At 67.7% G+C, this 14,167-nt stretch carries 15 protein-coding genes; 8 read left to right on the top strand and 7 right to left on the bottom strand.

The genetic code is table 11. The features are described 5' to 3' along the window. Window positions 1-115: 115 nt before the first annotated feature. Both AC068Z_RS41870 and AC068Z_RS41865 read right to left on the bottom strand, forming a co-directional pair. Window positions 116-991: a DUF8094 domain-containing protein gene (locus AC068Z_RS41870; RefSeq protein WP_478568918.1), complete on the bottom strand. Its 876-nt coding sequence runs from the start codon at window positions 989-991 to the stop codon at window positions 116-118. A gap of 426 nt (window positions 992-1,417) precedes the next feature. Next, window positions 1,418-1,696 (bottom strand): hypothetical protein, encoded by a 279-nt coding sequence (locus AC068Z_RS41865; protein WP_478568915.1) that lies wholly within the window; start codon window positions 1,694-1,696, stop codon window positions 1,418-1,420. Between the two features lie 766 nt (window positions 1,697-2,462). Here AC068Z_RS41865 and AC068Z_RS41860 point away from each other — a divergent pair. Genes AC068Z_RS41860 through AC068Z_RS41850 form a run of 3 tightly spaced genes read left to right on the top strand, consistent with a single transcriptional unit; the run spans window position 2,463 to window position 5,541 of the window. Next, window positions 2,463-3,308: a helix-turn-helix domain-containing protein gene (locus AC068Z_RS41860; protein WP_478569025.1), complete on the top strand. Its 846-nt coding sequence runs from the start codon at window positions 2,463-2,465 to the stop codon at window positions 3,306-3,308. Continuing rightward, complete coding sequence (locus tag AC068Z_RS41855; protein ID WP_478568912.1) at window positions 3,305-4,099, top strand: SAM-dependent methyltransferase; 795 nt, start codon at window positions 3,305-3,307, stop codon at window positions 4,097-4,099. The genes AC068Z_RS41860 and AC068Z_RS41855 overlap by 4 nt, the downstream gene beginning before the upstream one ends. A gap of 41 nt (window positions 4,100-4,140) precedes the next feature. Next, window positions 4,141-5,541 (top strand): helix-turn-helix domain-containing protein, encoded by a 1,401-nt coding sequence (locus AC068Z_RS41850; RefSeq protein ID WP_478568909.1) that lies wholly within the window; start codon window positions 4,141-4,143, stop codon window positions 5,539-5,541. A 67-nt stretch (window positions 5,542-5,608) separates the two neighbouring features. Here AC068Z_RS41850 and AC068Z_RS41845 read toward each other — a convergent pair whose 3' ends face one another. From AC068Z_RS41845 to AC068Z_RS41830, 4 genes are read right to left on the bottom strand one after another with little or no spacing between them, the layout of a single operon-like run. Next, window positions 5,609-5,797, bottom strand: a complete 189-nt coding sequence (locus AC068Z_RS41845) for a DUF397 domain-containing protein (RefSeq protein ID WP_478568906.1) — start codon at window positions 5,795-5,797, stop codon at window positions 5,609-5,611. A gap of 11 nt (window positions 5,798-5,808) precedes the next feature. After that, window positions 5,809-6,663, bottom strand: coding sequence for a helix-turn-helix domain-containing protein (locus AC068Z_RS41840; protein ID WP_478568903.1), 855 nt, complete (start codon window positions 6,661-6,663; stop codon window positions 5,809-5,811). Between the two features lie 7 nt (window positions 6,664-6,670). Beyond that, on the bottom strand, window positions 6,671-7,195 hold the full coding sequence (locus tag AC068Z_RS41835; RefSeq protein WP_478568900.1) for a DUF6879 family protein: 525 nt from the start codon (window positions 7,193-7,195) through the stop codon (window positions 6,671-6,673). Continuing rightward, the gene (locus tag AC068Z_RS41830; RefSeq protein WP_478568897.1) at window positions 7,155-7,574 is read right to left on the bottom strand and encodes a hypothetical protein; all 420 of its coding nucleotides are present in this window, start codon (window positions 7,572-7,574) and stop codon (window positions 7,155-7,157) included. The genes AC068Z_RS41835 and AC068Z_RS41830 overlap by 41 nt, the downstream gene beginning before the upstream one ends. A 1,026-nt stretch (window positions 7,575-8,600) precedes the next feature. Between AC068Z_RS41830 and AC068Z_RS41825 the strand changes: the two genes are divergently transcribed. From AC068Z_RS41825 to AC068Z_RS41815, 3 genes are all read left to right on the top strand, one after another. Further along, complete coding sequence (locus tag AC068Z_RS41825) at window positions 8,601-9,434, top strand: ATP-binding protein (RefSeq protein WP_478568894.1); 834 nt, start codon at window positions 8,601-8,603, stop codon at window positions 9,432-9,434. A gap of 83 nt (window positions 9,435-9,517) precedes the next feature. Continuing rightward, on the top strand, window positions 9,518-9,967 hold the full coding sequence (locus AC068Z_RS41820; RefSeq protein ID WP_478568891.1) for a hypothetical protein: 450 nt from the start codon (window positions 9,518-9,520) through the stop codon (window positions 9,965-9,967). Between the two features lie 238 nt (window positions 9,968-10,205). Continuing rightward, window positions 10,206-11,591, top strand: a complete 1,386-nt coding sequence (locus AC068Z_RS41815; protein ID WP_478568888.1) for a UDP-N-acetylmuramoyl-tripeptide--D-alanyl-D-alanine ligase — start codon at window positions 10,206-10,208, stop codon at window positions 11,589-11,591. On the opposite strand, the gene AC068Z_RS41810 is transcribed toward AC068Z_RS41815, so the two are convergent. Continuing rightward, on the bottom strand, window positions 11,588-13,042 hold the full coding sequence (locus AC068Z_RS41810; protein ID WP_478568885.1) for a UDP-N-acetylmuramate--L-alanine ligase: 1,455 nt from the start codon (window positions 13,040-13,042) through the stop codon (window positions 11,588-11,590). The two genes, AC068Z_RS41815 and AC068Z_RS41810, sit on opposite strands and share 4 nt — an antisense overlap. Window positions 13,043-13,185: 143 nt before the next feature. Between AC068Z_RS41810 and AC068Z_RS41805 the strand changes: the two genes are divergently transcribed. Continuing rightward, complete coding sequence (locus tag AC068Z_RS41805; protein WP_478568882.1) at window positions 13,186-13,611, top strand: hypothetical protein; 426 nt, start codon at window positions 13,186-13,188, stop codon at window positions 13,609-13,611. A 343-nt stretch (window positions 13,612-13,954) separates the two neighbouring features. After that, window positions 13,955-14,167, top strand: a 213-nt coding sequence (locus AC068Z_RS41800) for a hypothetical protein (RefSeq protein WP_478568879.1), incomplete at its 3' end; no start/stop codon positions are given.

Raw genomic sequence — 14,167 nt, 5'->3', positions numbered from 1 at the left:
TTGTATGGAGGCGGAGGTGCTGGTGTCTGCTCGTGTCCCGCCGTGAGCAGTCGGGGCGTGCTGCGGTGTCTGGCATGCGTGTCGGCGAGGATGCTGAGGGCCCGCTGGGGTGCCGTCATCGGGAGTCCACGTGCAGGAGGTCTATCTCGGTGATGCGGGCCCCCGTGGGAGACAGCGTCGCCAGGCCCTGGCCCTGGAACTCGTCGGTGAGCACGGCAGTCTGGCCAGCGCCCACGCCAAGTGCTTTCAGCCGTTCGGTGGGTACGAGGTGGTGGCTGCTGCGGTAGGCGGGCTTCAGCAGTGCCTCTCGGGTGTGCGCGGCGGGAAACGCCGCGAGGACCCCGCCGTTCGCTGTGCGGAGTGCGTACACCTTGGAGTGGGCGGGCTTCCCGGCGAAGAACTTCAGGGTGGCCATGCCGTTGGCCGTCCCGTTCTTCTCGCTGTTGAGGTAGGTCTTGACCGCGTCCTTGGTGACGGCAGTGGAGGCGAGCTCCTTGCCCTCGTTCTCGCCCCCGGAGATGTAAAGGTCCTGGACGGCGGCGGTCAGATCCTCCGGAGCGAGCGATCCGACTGACCTCGACGGATCCGCGACCTGCACGAACCCGTCCCTGTCCACGGACAGCCGGGGAATCGACGCATCGTTGCCGGTGTAGAGGGACGTCACCATCTTGTAGGTGCCGCCCACCTTGTCGAAGAACATCAGCGCCGTAGGGCGTTTGCCGTAGCTGGACTTTGCTCTCACGGCAAACCAGGTCGCCTCTCCCCGCCGGGGGATGAAGTAGGCGCGTTCCTGGTAGTAGAAGGCGGTGCGGTAGGCCTTCTGCTCATCCTTCGGCCAGGTCTTCAGGGTGGCGTAGTCGGCCTTGGACTGCTCGTGGACTTGGCCGCCCTCGACCGTGCCCAGGAGGTTTTCGTCCTGGGCCTTGTTGGCGCGGTTGTTAACTCTCTCGTAGGCGTCCACCACCCGCTTGGCGGCCGCCTGAGTCACCACGCCCCGAGGCATAGAAGGCGCGCTTGCCCTGGCGTCGCCGGTACTCGGCGGCCCCTCGTCCGTGCCTGCCCCGCAAGCGGTGAGCGTGGCAGCGGTCAGACCTAGCGCCAGACTCGTCAAGATGCGCCTATGCCGAGTCCGGGCCGAGTGCTGTCGGGACATCATCAGACTCTTCGCTCCTCGCGAGGGTGAACAGAATGGAGGCGCGGGGGCCCGGGCGCGCTCCGGGCCCCCGCCAGGCTGAGGCCGGGACCGCATCGAGGGGTCGTGGTCCGGCACTGTCCGGCAATACAGTGGCGCCCCAGCCTGGGTCCGGCCATTGACGATTCGCCTCTGACCGGAGTCTGTGGGTGGACGGTGTGAGATGGCCCGCCTTGGTCCGCAGCGCGGGCCCCGAGTGAGTAGGGCAGCGCTGCGCGAGCGGGTTCAACGACGCTGTGTGCGCTCCGTCTGCCGCGCGGTTCTGTCGGTCGGCCAGATGACCAGGACGTCGTCGTCGACTGTCACCAGCCGCCTGGGGTGGCAGGCACGAATGTCTGCGAGCGTGGTCGCGCTGAAGGCGCCATGCAAAACGACCGCCGAGCCGATGGCGTCTGCGCGGTGTGTGAACGGCTGGGAGATGACGTCCAGGAGCACGCAGGTGCCGCGGTGCGACTCCACAGGGCAGGCAAACGCCGCGATGGCCGGTCGTTCACGCTTTGCCATGTCATTCTTCCCCGCGTGCGGGGGCGGCGGACGGTTGTCCGCCGAGCGGGACGGTGCCTGGGGGAGGCCACGAGGACAGAGCGGTGGGAGAGGCACCGCGAGTCTGCGGCGTGGCCTGGGTTCCTTTCTCGGGGGCTGTATGCGAGGTGGCAGCGTTGTGGTGTTCGAGGAGGGAGGGCGGCGAGGCTGAGCGGGCGCGCAGACGGGCCCGGTTGCTGAGTTTGCGCAGGTCACGGCGGGTTTGGTTCAGGCTCCGGGAGAGGGTTTCGATGACCACGGAGGCCTCGGGTAATGCGGCCGTGCCGGAGGCTGCGGGCGTCCAAGTCCCGTTCGGGGCGTGCTGCGCGGCAACGGACGCGCAGACGCTCAGCAGTTCTGTGATCACTCTGTTGAGCTGGAGGGCATCGCTTTCGGTGAAGGCGGGGGAGGTTATCGACGGCGTGGTCACTTGGCTCTCCTGTAGTGAGGTCGGCCATCGGGCGTGTGATGCCTGGCCGTGGTCCATGGGGGTGCTGGTGGCTTTGGACATGGGTGCTCGTCAGGCGGCGGTCAGATCACCTGAAGGCTTCGATGGATCAGCGACCTGCGCGAACCCGTCCCTGTCCACGGACAGCCTTCGGCGGCCGGCCGCCATTTCGTGGCCCGTCACCCGCAACTGCGTTGTGACTTATGCGGGTTAGACATACTCAAGGGGTTGTGAACGCAGATTGCAAGGTACAGAGTTTGCACTATCAGCAGATTGCAGAAACTGCCGGAAGGGGACGCTGTGGCTCGCGAGAGGTCTGGTAGGACCGTCGCGCACCTGGTTTTAGCCACGCGACTCAAAACTCTTCGTGAGGCGGCAGGAATGTCCCGGAACGAGGCCGCCAAGGCACTGGGGGCCCACCCAGCGACCGTCCGCCGCATCGAGCAGGCCGAGACATCCCTGGATGAGGGGCAAGTCCACACCCTGCTCACGGCATACGGCGCGGGCCCTGCTGAAATCGAAGCGTTCCTCGGGCAGCTCGCGGTCGCCAACCTCCCGGGGTGGTGGCACCCGTGGCGGTCTGTCATGGACCCCTGGCAGCTGGACCTCATGAGCGTGGAATCCGCGGCCCGGTACATCCGCGTGTGGGAGCCAGCACTTGTTCCCGCCCTGCTGCGCACACCGTCCTATGCCCGCGCCGTTGACAGCGTCCGCAGACCCGACCTGTCCTCCGCGGACAGAGACCGGCGGACGGAGCTGCTCATAGAGCGCCAGAAGCGGTTACGTCATCAGAACACGACCATCTGGGCCATCATGTCCGCCGCCGCGCTGCATACGTTCGTAGGCGACAAGGATGTGATGGCCGAGCAGCGGCAGGCGCTGCGGGCAGCCGTTGAGCGCCCCGATGTGACTCTGCAAATTCACCCTCTCAACGGTCCTTGCCACCCCATGACTGGCATGCCGACCGTGACCTTGTACCGGGTCGATGTGGAGGACATACCCGACCACGTCGTCCGTGAAGGAGATCCACGCGGAACCGCTGACGTCTTCAATAGCCTGCACGCGGTGTCGGCATATCACGTGTTGATGGACCACACCTGCGTCATCGCACCTCATCCCGATGAATCGAAAGAAGTGCTGACATGACCGAACCCACCCGCCCGCATGAGCCGATCGACACGTCCGTCGCCCATAGCGCGCGCGTCTGGAACTACTGGCTGGGCGGAAAAGACCATTACCCGGCCGACCAGGCCGCCGGCGACGCCTACAGCAGCAAGTACCCGCGCATAGTCCCATTCGCCAAGGAGTCGCGGGACTTTCTCCGGCGCACCACCGCTTACCTCGCCAAAGCAGGGATCCGGCAGTTCATCGACCTGGGTGCCGGGCTGCCGACCAGCAACAACACCCATGAAGTCGCACAGCGGATCTCGCCCGACTGCCGAGTGGTCTACATAGACCACGACCCGATCGTGCTGCTGCATGTCCATGCCCTGCTCACCAGCACCGCCGAGGGCGCCACCGCCTATGTGCAGGCGGACATGCGGGACACGGACGCCGTCTTAACGGGCGCGGCCAAGACACTGGACATGACCAAGCCGACCGCTCTGGTGATCAACGATGTGCTGGGCCATATCGAAGACTGGGACGAAGCCAAGGGCCTGGTGCGCCGACTGGTCGACCAGCTTCCCTCGGGCAGCTACCTGTCACTAAGCCACTCCACTGCTGCAGACAGCGACCACCAAAAGGTGCAGGACGAATACAACAGCAGCGGGGCGATTCCCTACATCTTCCGTGAGCCGTCGGTGGCCGTCGAGCTCTTCGAGGGCACTGAGCTGGTCGAACCCGGGTTCACGAGCTGGCCGCGCTGGCGCCCCGACGCGAACACCGGGACCCTCACGGACCGGGCTGGCTGGGGCGGGGTGGCTCGGATCTCATGACGACGGGCAGCGCGGGGCCCGTGCCTGCGCGCCCTGTAAAGGTGACCCGGCAGCAGGTGGTGCGACGACTCACCCGTGCAGCGGCCCATTCGGACGCCCAGCTGATTGCCGAAGCCGCAGCCCTGGCCGAGGGCTGGGCGGTCCTGGCGGACCCCATGGGCGGCGTCGTCTGTAGCACCCCAGACACCGCCGGACCTGAGGGGGTGCGTGCCGCCGCGCACCCCCAGCTCTACCCGCACCTGACGATCCGCAGCATGGCGGGTGCCGTCCTCGTGATCCGTCCCGGCACGGCATCGCCCGCCCCCCGCATCGACCTGATCGCGCGGACCTGCGTTGACTTGCTCCGAATGCGGGCGCGGATCCGTCGAGAGGAGGACACCCACCGCACTGAGCAGAGACTGCACACCGCCGTCTTGCATCTCCTGCTAAGCGGCCAGTCTCACCTGGCAACCGAAGTGCTGAGAACCTCCGCCACGCATGCCACGGTGTTCCGGCTGGCCGGCCAGTCGGTGCATGCCGCCTATCAGTCCCATTGGCGAGAAGTGCAGCCCAGCGTGTCTCCCCAAGCCCACCGCATGCTGGTGTGCCTGCAAGGAGGCGAGTTGGTGGTCATCGCCCTCCACGGCCTCAACCATGACCGCCACGTGGCGCGCCCACTCGTCGCGCGCATCGCATACCGACATCAACTGACAGGCGGCGTCTCAGACCCGTTGCCGCTCGACATGGTCGCCACGGCGTGGGCCGAGGCAGGAACCGCGCGGCATGGCGCCAAGCCGGGCTGCCTGGCATCCGCGACCTTCCTGGGGTCGCACGGACTGCTCCGCGTCGTGCCCACCGAACGGCTCGCCCTTTGGTCCGCTGCAATCCTCAAGCCCCTCAACCGCGAGCAGCGCCGGACGCTGGAGGCCTACCTGCGGTCCGGGTCCGCTCAGGCCGCCGCAGCAGTGCTCGACGTGTCCGAAGGCACCGTCCGTGCGCGCCTGCGCGGAATCGGCACTCAGCTGGCCGCCGAACTCGACAACCCCACTGTGCAGGCGCAGCTCTTGCTGGCTTTGCGAGCCCCGGCTCCCTCCCTCCGAGTCGGCACATCCGCACGTGTTGGCCCCCATCCTCCGCTGCCCACCGGTCTGCTCGACCCCGACGACGCCCACCACTGGGCCTCCGCCTTCCTCAGACCATTGGACAAACCGTTGCGCATCGCCCTTCGCTGTTGGCTCCGCCACCGTGGCCGCACGGCACCCGCTGCCTCCGAGCTAGGCCTGAGCCGCAGTACGCTCACCAACTGGCTGAGCAAGTGCGGCAGGGCGCTGTCCCTCGACCTGTCGTCCGCGACGGTACGGGCGGAACTCCACCTGGCCGCCGAGACGCTCGCGACCCCCGAGGACAACCCGGCCCGGTTGCCGCGGCGAGGAGGCAGAACCTATCGGGGACACCAGTCCTGAGCGTTATCGGCCCATCGGGGGCCGGGTTCATCAGGCGGTCCGGGTGGGGGACGCCCGGTGAACGCCGTCACGGCTGTCTCTGCTTGGTGTGTTCCACGAAGGCCGTCCACGTGGCTCGCTGGATTTTGATGATGGCCCGGCCGGGTGTTTTGGTGTCCCGGACCATGACTGTGGTGGGGGCGTTGTCTGCTATCTCGACGCAGTTCTGCGTTTCGGTGTAGGAGCTGGTCCGCCAGTTCGGGGTTATCGGCTGCATGGTGCGCTCTCCTAGTCGTCCGGGATGTGGTCGTAGTGCTGGATCGCCGTGGAGATGAGGTCTCTTACGGCGGTGCCGTAGACCGCTGACTGCTGCAGGAGGGCGAACGCCTTGGTGTAGAGCTCGACTTCGCGTGGCTGGGAGACGGAGAGCTCCGCCGAGTATGTCTCGACGAGGACGAGCCGGCTGTCGAACATCGAGAATGCGTTGCCCGGCCAGATGAGGGTCGGGGCGGACTTGGGGACGATGCCCAGGCTGAGGCGGGGCAGGCGCATGACCGCCAGGAGGCGGTCGAGCTGTCCTTTCATCACCTGTGGGCCACCGAAGTTGGTGTAGAGAGCCTGTTCGCCGAGGAGGACGTTGAAGATGCGTTCGCCCTGGTACAGGTACTGCTGGCGCTGGAGTCGCTTTGCCACGGCCGCTTCGGTGTCGTTGGGTATCTCGTAGTAGCTGACGCCCTGCTGGAAGACTTCGGCGGCGTAATCCGCGGTCTGGAGGGTTCCCCAGATGAGGGTGGGGTGCCAGATGCGGAAGACCTTGGTCTTGGCGTACATCTGGATGGCCTGGCGCTGTCGTTTCTCGACGCCGGTGTTCAGTTGCCGGCGCCATTCGAGCCACAGCTCGTCGACGTGGCGGACGATTGCGACCAGATCGCCCAGTTGATCGCTCTGGCCGGTCGTCTCGCACCAGACGCGGATGTCGTCCTCGCTCGGGCGCTGCCTGCCGTTCTCGATGCGGGAGACCTTCGACTCCTGCCAGGCGGTGGCGCGCGCGAATGCCCGGCCGCTGGCGAATCCGGCGTCCTTGCGGAAACCGCGCAGCCGGGCACCGAGTGCCTGCAGCGCTTCTTGTGCTTGGTTGCTCACGGGTCGGTCAGGGCTTGTACTCGGGGTGCGGGATGGCGGCGGACCACAGCAGGTCCCGCAGGCGTACGCACTCGGCCACGGTGTCCGCATCCTCTATCAGTTCTGATCCGAGCGCCCGGCCGCCGGTATCGAAGTGGCCCACGGCGAGCAGGCGGTCGTCGTACAGCCACCAGTCGTTGCCTTCCACGGGGAAGGTGACGCCCTCGGGCAGCCGGTGCCGCGGCAGCCAGCGGATCTCTTCGCCGGCCTCCTCGTTGAGGCGGGTGGTGGCGTGCTCCCACTGGATGTACGGGGTGTGCGGCTCGGTGACGACGCGGACGCGTCGAACGGTTTTCCCTGCGGCGGTGACGCGGCGGATGAGCTGTGTCCACGGGTCCATGTAGGAGTAATCGACGTTCTCACCGCGCAGCCAGCTCGTGAACGGGCTGTCCTCGTCGTGGACGCAGTAGTCGTCCTTGAGCTCCAGATGGAATGCGTCCTGCGCGAAGCTCTCAAAGAGCTGGTTGCGCTCGGCGCTGGAGATCAGCTCCACGCGGTTCCTCCAGTAGGGCGGTGATCGCGGCCTTGGGGACCTCGACCACGGTCTCGTAGTCCGGAATCTCCATCTGGGCCAGCACCTTGGGGTCGGTCACCTCGCGGCCCTGGATGACGAACGTGCCGTTCGGCGTAAGGATCATGATCGGGTCCGCAACGCGCCTGATGTACCCCGTCGGTAGGCCGTCCTTCGTGAGGTGCTCGAACAGCTCTGCGGGCACCTCCACCGCTGTCTCCCTCTCGCCGATGTCGAGTTGCAGGAGCAGGTCGTTCGCGAAAATCTTCCAGCCCTGGACGAGGTAGGTGTTCCGGTCTGTGGCGTACAGGGTCGGGCAGTCGCCGACCGTGGAGTTCTTACCAAGGAACCGTAGCTTCATGGTCGTTCTCCTGTCTGCTGCCTTGCTTGGGTTTGCGCCGTATGCCGATGGTCGGGGGACTGTTGTGCGCCGTCAATCGGCTTGCTGCAAACTCGCGCAATCTTCTTGGGGCGTGGGTTGCGGCCGCTCTACGTTCGTCTGTGAACCCGAGCAAACCGGGCAGTCGCCGCAGGTTGCGGCAGTGAGGGAAGTAGCGTGGTGAGCACCGTGAAGGACAGACGAAGGGCTCCTGTCGCCGACAACCAGCCCGTCGACGGGGAGTTGATCGCGGACAGCACCAGCACCGCCCTGAGGAGGACGCTGAGTAGCCGACCCGCGCGGGCACCGACGTCCAGACCACGGCCGTCATCGAGCAGCTGAACCGGCTTCTCGGTATGGAGGCGGGGGCGTCACGAGGACCCCGACATCCAGGATCTGGTCAGTCGGGCGAACACGCTGCTCGAGCTGCCAAAGCGTCCTGCGCGGGGGAATCAGCCGTCAGCGCCTGCTGCTTCCTGCTCGACGTCGCCAGGGTGACACGCCGATGGCTGTGGGTCTGTTCGCAGGCAGGAGGCCACGCGCCCTGATCACCCGGTGCTCCGTCACGTCTCTCGCACGCTGGGTGCGAGTGGAGTCACGCGGACGTACTACGCATCCGCTGTGCTGCGCAGCTGGCCGTGCCTGGGCTGTCCGACAGGCACCGCGATCACGTCCGTGTCCACGCCGGCCGCTGCGCCGGTCTTCATCGACCGTCCCTGGACCGACGTGCACAGAGCTGGCGGGACGCTGTCCGAGCCCTGCACCCGGGCGCATTTCACGCTGCCACTCGCAGCAGGGCCGTACTCCTTCGTGCGGCATGCGCGCCCTGTCACCTTTCTGCCCCCCTTGTCTGTGAGCGTCGCCCAACCAGGGAGTCTCCCAGTGAACCCGCCCACGTATCGCAGCCCCCTTTCCCTTCAGTTCCGAACCGTCCCCCACGCTGTCCGCTGCGCTGGACATCCGGAACACCTCGAGACACCATCCGCCCCACAGCCACAAGACATCCAGATGGCCCTTGAGGTGTCTATCGAGCGTCGACCGGCCCTCGATGGCGATGGCTTGTCCGCTTCGGATGCTGTCTGGCCGCGGCGGTTGCGCCGCATTGTCCGTGCGAGCCTCATCTACTGGGGCCGTCCGTACCTGGTGGAAGCTGCGGAACTGCTCGTCTCCGAGTTGGCGACCAATGCCCTCTGCCACGCTGGCGGCCTTGACGTCGGTGTGCGCATGTACCTCCAGGCTGACCACCTGAAGATCGAAGTCGACGACGGCTCTCCGTTGCGTCCCGTTCCCCGCTGCGCCGCCCCCCACGACGAGAGTGGCCGTGGGCTCTTCCTTGTCGCCTGCTTGGCCGGGGACTGGGGCGTCAGCGAGGACGGCACATCGACCTGGTGCATCCTTCCCCTGGCCAAAGGACCTTCCGACATGGAACCCGCCGCGGTGACCGCGCCGGTACAGCGCCGCATCCCCTGTGACATTCCTTCCGATTCCAACGCCGGAGTGTTAGCCCGCCTCCAGGCGCGCACCCTCCTTACCGTTCTGAGCTGGAGGGGTGATTACGACTTACCGCCCGAGGTAGTGCATGTCCTCGTCGACAACGCGATGCGCCACACCGGGAAGATCCTCGAGGTCAGCTTCAGCATCACTGAGGCCCACGAACTGATCATCGACGTCACGGACCCCGACCCCACCTTCCCCGAGTTCGACAAGGCCATTGCCGGTGTACTGGGAGGGAGCCTCGGGGAAATCACGAAGCGAGGTGTGATCCTCTGCTGGTTCGTCGGCAGCGGGTTCGCCAGCAAGACCGTCCGCGCGGTGGTGCGACCCGGGCCGGTGAACCGGTGAGCGCCGCGGCCATGCTGACCGGGGCCGAAGTGATGCAGCACCTGGTCGCATCCGCAGACGAACCCCGGGAGCCCGCCGCTGACATGGCAGACCTCGCCGAGGTGATCCGCACTCTCTTGGCCGTCGAGGCCCGCCGCGACACCCGGGTACGTCTCGGCGGCAACCTCTTCGACGTCGTCATCACAAGCTCCGGTGTCCAGGCACGCGGAGCGGTCGCGCTCATGGACGAGATCCAGGGCGGATGCGGACCCGTCATCGAGGACCCCGAAAGCGGCTGGTTCTACTGGCTGGTCCCGCCCGGTTCCGCCGACCGGTGGACGCCGCACGCCCACGCCGTGTGCCTGGGCGCGCCCCACACGATCACCCTGCCCGCCCTGAACCGGAGCGCACCGCCGGGCCCGTACTGGTTCCGCCCCTCGGCAAGCGACCGCCTCGTCCCCGCGACGCCGCTTGCCGAGGCCCTTGCGCAGCTGCGCCCGGAGCCGACGCCGCACACCGCGCTCGCGGCCCGGCTCGGCAGCACCCCCTCATAGACGCCTGCCCGATGGCCGGATGGACCCGGTTTCGGCCACTGGGCAGGTCCCATGCTCCGCCGGTACGCCAACGGCGTTCAGCGCGGGCGGAGGTGGCGCTGGGGCGCCAGTCCCCCTCACGCGCCCCAGCGCCACACCGGGCCGGATGTCGTTCACGCCTGCCAGGGGGCCGCGTTTTGCCCGATAGCGTCACGACCAACCACTTTGAGCAGGGAGAATCACGTTGCACCCCACTACCTTGACCACGATCGCCGCCGTCGTCGGCGGCCGTCTCGTCGACGTCCTCGACCCCGAGGCCGAGGTCACGCAGCCAGCCGTGTTCGACTCTCGCGAAGCCCTGCCTGGATCCCTGTTCCTCGCGCTCAAGGGGGAACACACGGACGGCCACGCCTACGCGGAGGCTGCCGTCAACAAGGGCGCAGCCGCAGCCCTGGTCACCCGGCCTGTCGGCGGCGTCCCTTCCATCGTGGTCGACGACGTCCTGACCGCGGCCGGACGTCTCGGCCGGTTCCTCCTCCACGGTGCGCTCGGCACGGCCAAGGTCGTAGCCGTCACCGGCTCGGCCGGCAAGACGAGCACAAAGGACCTCATCGCGCAGGTGCTCCCCGGCAACGTGGTCGCGACACCGCAGTCGTACAACAACGAGATCGGTCTCCCGCTGACCATCACCATGGCCGACAAGGGCACCGACTACCTCGTCCTGGAGATGGGGGCCCGCCACATCGGCGACATCCAAGCCCTCACGCGGATCGCACAGCCGGACATCAGCATCGTCACCAACGTCGGCACGGCGCACATCGGAGAATTCGGCGGACGCGCGAACATTGCCCAGGCCAAGGGCGAGATCGTCGAGGCGCTCGAGCCGGGCGGGCTCGCCGTTCTCAACGTCGAAGACGAGTTCGCGGCGGCGATGCAGCAGCGCACCCGGGCGCGCACCGTCACCTACGGACTCGGGGAGCAGGCCACCATCCGCGCCGTTGACGTCACCGTCGACGGACAGGGGCGCGCCTCCTACACCCTCAGCACTCCCGAGGGCAGTGCCCGCGTTCACCTTCAATTCGTCGGCAAAGTCCAGGTCTACAACAGCCTGGCCGCAGCCGCCGTCGGCCGTGAGGCCGGGCTCGGCGTCGACGACATCGCCGCTCGCCTGTCCGCGGCCCTTCCGCGTTCTCGCTGGCGGATGGAGACCATCGTCCGTGCCGACGGCGTCACGATCGTCAATGACACCTACAACGCGAACCCCAACTCGATGGAGCACTCCCTGGACGCCCTGGTCGCCATGACCGGTGGCCGCGACCAGCGGTCTGTGGCCGTCCTCGGCCGGATGAACGAGCTCGGCGACGACGTGCGCGCCGCACACGAGGGCCTTGGCCGGTATGCCGCCGGTCTGGGCCTGGACCAGATCATCCTGGTGGGAGGGGAAGAAGCCGGATGGATGCTGGACGGGGTGGTCAGCGCTGGCGCGACGGCCGTTCATCTTCCCGACCAGGATGCCGCCTTGGACGTGCTGCGCAGGACGCTCGGGTCCGGCGACGTCGTCCTGGTCAAGGCAAGCCGAGGGGTCCAGCTGCAGCAGCTCGCCGAGGCGCTGCTGCAGCCGGACCCGGGCCCTGCGGACGCCTAAGCGGCCGGGGCGACCAGTTCGCCGAGCGCGGCCAGCAGCGCCGGCCCGGAATCGACGAGGTCACCGGAGCCCATCAGCACGACCACGTCGCCCGGCCCCGCCGCCGCTGCCGCCCGTGTGGCGGCCTTGGCGCGGTCCTGTTCCGTCTGCAGGACGTGTCCGCCCGCGGCGGCCACATGGGCGGCGATCGACTCCAGGGCGGACGACGTCACCCCGCTCGTGCTGTCGGTGAGCACGACCTGATCGCAGGCGGCCAGCGCCGTCCCGAACTCCGCGCCGAAGGAGTCCAGGCGGGACTGGTCGGAGGGCTGGAACACGGCGATCACCTGACGCCCCGGCTCGACGAGGGAGCGCGCGGCCGCGAGATCCGCCCTCACCTCGTTGGGGTGGTGGGCGTACGAGTCGAAGACCCGCACCCCGGCCGCCTCGCCGGCCGGGGTCATGCGCCGCGCGACCCCGTCGAAGTAGGCCAACTGCTCCACCGCGAGCTCGCAGTCCTGGCCCACGGCGTGGAGCGCGCCGATCGAGGCCGCGGCGTTCAGGAGCTGGTGGACGCCCGGAACCCTGAGCACGAGGTTGAACTCCTGGCCGTGCGGTCCGCGCAGCACCGCCGTACTACGGCCTCCCGCTGTGGCGGTATCCGTCAGCCGCCAGTCCGCCGACGACGACGTGCCGAACGTCCCCACTCGCGGCCCGCCTTCGGCCATGGCGAAGCGGGAGGCCAGCTCGCGGCAGCCGGCAGAGTCGGCGTTGAGCAGCACAACGCCGCCCTCGTGCAGGCCGATCCGGACGCACCGCTCATACGAGTCGACGTGGTCGGCCTCCGCGAAGTAGTTCTCCGGGTGGTCGTGCGCAATGTTCGTGATCACCGCGACGCGCATGTGCGCGCCGATATGCGAGCGGTCCGACTCGTCGACCTCGGCGACGAAGAAACCGCCCTTCCCGGCGCGGCCGCCGCTCCCCGGACCGTCGATGTCGGCGCCGACGACGAACGACGGGCTCTGATCCATGCGGGCGAGCGCGACCGCCAGCATGCCCGACGTGCTCGACTTGCCGTGCGTGCCCATCACGGCGACGGGCGTGTGCCGTCCGGCCATGAGGGTGCTGAGCACGGTCGAACGGTGCACCAAGGGGATGCCGCGCCGCCGCGCCTCCACAATCTCCGGATTGTGCTCGCTGACGGCGTGGGTGAACACGACCGCGGTCGCGTCCTCCGGCACATTTGTGGACGCGTGCCCGATGCAGAGGTCGACCCCGAGGCATGCCAACTTCGCCAGTCCCGCCGTTGGCCGGGCATCGCTGCCGGAGACGGTGAAGCCTTGCTCGGCGCACACCCGCGCCACCGGCAGCATGCCCGTGCCGGCGATGCCGACGAAGTGCACACGGGCCAAGTCGACCGGGCCAGCGGCCGACACGTCCGGGGTGATCCTGGGCACTGCGGTTTCTGCCATGAAACAGCCTCCTTCAAGGCGGCTCGGGCCGCCTCAACTGGCAACCGGCGCGCTTTTGTTCGGCGCACAGAAACCGTCGCGCTTCGCTCCGTAACCCGTCTACGACCTGCGGTGTTGCGAACGCATTTGCAACGAGGCACGTCATGAAGGCCCCGAACTACGCCCTCGCGCTCGCTCTCGCTGAGGCGCGATGGAACAACAGTGAGACGGCCCGGCGCATCAACAGCCTGGCCCTGCAACGGGGGCACCACGCTGTCGCCGTTGATCGCTCTCGCGTCAGCCGCTGGATACGCCACGGCGAGAAACCCCGCCCGCCGGTACCCGATCTCCTGGCGGAACTCCTCACGGAGCGTCTGTGCCGCCTCTACACCCCGCAGCTTCTTGGTATCGGCCCGGCCCGCAGTGTGCTCGTCCTCTTGGAACCGGACGAGCACCTGGCCCTCGAGGCGAAAGCCGCTGCCGCGAACGTGCCACTAGAGCACTACGCACATGCGCTGATCCGAGACGCCCTCACGGATAGAGGTTTCCTGGCCCAGGTGCGTACCGGTCCAACAGATCACGGTGGTTGACGTTCCGGACGTGAAGGGGTTGCACTTTATGTCGACCTCGGCAGCGCTTCGGAGGAACGGCGCGGCGACTATCGCGATGGCTCCCCTCTCGTCAGACCATCTGTGCGGGGACTGGCCGCCCGGGGACTGACGGGGCCAGGGGGGCGGGAGAGTGGCGGCCCGCCACCCGCGTGCACCGTCCACGGCAAGGTCGTCCGAGTGCCTGTGAATCCCCGCCTGGGCGGCGGTCCGGAGGGAGAAGGCCCGAAAGTCGCATCGCCACGTGCAGGAGCCCTCTTCACAGTTCGGTCCATGGGCGGGGTTTGCCGCCGGTGAGTGGTGCCCACACGTCGGAGGTGGGGCTGTGTTCTTCGAGGTCGTCCAGGCCGACTGCTCCGAGGGGTACTTCGTGGGCGAGGTCGGCTACGTATGGGTGGTGGGCGGTCATGGCTTTGAGGTCGTGGATGCGGTGGTTCATGGCTTGGTGGCCGGCGCCGGTCAGGACGATGAGGACCCGGGGATAGACCGGGTACCAGCGAAGCCATCCCGGCTGTTCGGGATGGTGGCGCCGGCCGGC

This window comes from Streptomyces sp. NPDC043726 (assembly GCF_056436565.1).
The sequence above is the reverse complement of the archived record's forward strand: the minus strand, read 5'-3'. Positions and strand labels throughout refer to the sequence as shown.